This is a genomic window from Noviherbaspirillum sp. ST9, from assembly GCF_048799745.1.
GTDB lineage: Bacteria > Pseudomonadota > Gammaproteobacteria > Burkholderiales > Burkholderiaceae_D > Noviherbaspirillum.
On the sequence record NZ_JBLWFR010000147.1, the window covers coordinates 1 to 593 of the forward strand.

The 593-nt window shown below is 58.9% G+C and carries 1 pseudogene; it reads left to right on the forward strand.

Annotation, left to right across the window (positions count from 1 at the left end):
• Window positions 1–382: 382 nt before the first annotated feature.
• Window positions 383–593, forward strand: a pseudogene (locus tag ACNOHI_RS25240) (hypothetical protein); the annotation flags it as partial.

Consider the following 593-nt stretch of genomic DNA (forward strand, 5'->3'; position numbering starts at 1 on the left):
CTTGAGGATGCTGGCGAGCTCCGTGCTCGCATCGCTCCGGTCGGAGGCGAGCAGAAGCCGGCGTTTGGCGGCGGATTTGGCTGGCGCGTTCATGGCTTCCCCAAAAGCACGGGAGTGTATTTGGCGTCAGCCTAAGCCGGATCAGGTTCTCCGGCCCTTAAGAGGTGTGCTCAACGGAACCTACCGGAATTGCGCGCAATTTTACGGATCATGATTCCGGCCAAACGGCGAAAACAACCCCATGCACAGTAGATGAGCCCGGATCGGTCCGATTCCGGTCGAGCCCGGCAAAGACTTTCGCCGGCTGCGGTTTGAGCGCCAGCAATGCCTTGCCAAATTCGTTATATCATATAATCAATTCGGCAACCCTCGGGAGGACACAATGCCGAAGCTGAAGCTGCCTGATATCGAGAAGGTCGTCGCGATCGACATCCACACCCATGCCGAGGAGCCCTGCGGTATGCATGGCGACGACGGCTATGACGATTTCCAGGCGCAGATGGCCGACTATTTCAAGTCGCCGCACAAGCATCCGCCGACCGTGCCGGAGACCGCGGCCTATTACCGCTCCAAGAACATCGCCGCGGTGATCT